Consider the following 401-nt stretch of genomic DNA (forward strand, 5'->3'; position numbering starts at 1 on the left):
CTTCCGACTGGTCTCCCGTTGCAAGATAATTTGAAGAACTTTATTCAAGGAGAAACGCAAATGATGATTTCAACAGAAATTAGTGCCTCTCCTGACAGCGCTCAATGGCAGTCAATAGACTGGAAATCCGTTGAACCGCCTGTATTAAAGCTTCAGATGCGTATTGCAAAGGCAACACGAGAAGGGAAACACGGTAAAGCGAAAGCGTTGCAGTGGATACTGACTCACTCGCGTTCAGCAAAACTTCTTGCTGTTAAGCGTGTATCACAAAATAAAGGCAGTAAAACGCCTGGAATAGACGGTGTTATCTGGAATACAGATACCCGCCGCATGAAAGCAGTAAATCAATTGAGCAGGAAGGCATATCAAGCCAAACCACTCAAGCGTATCTATATCCCCAA

At 44.1% G+C, this 401-nt stretch carries 1 protein-coding gene; it reads left to right on the top strand.

Translation table 11 applies throughout. The features are described 5' to 3' along the window. Positions 1 to 60 precede the first annotated feature (60 nt). A partial coding sequence (locus AAEY97_RS21165) for a reverse transcriptase N-terminal domain-containing protein (protein WP_351001309.1) occupies positions 61 to 401 on the top strand: 341 nt, incomplete at its 3' end.

The sequence above is a fragment of the Shewanella sp. TB7-MNA-CIBAN-0143 genome, from assembly GCF_040310065.1.
GTDB lineage: Bacteria > Pseudomonadota > Gammaproteobacteria > Enterobacterales > Shewanellaceae > Shewanella.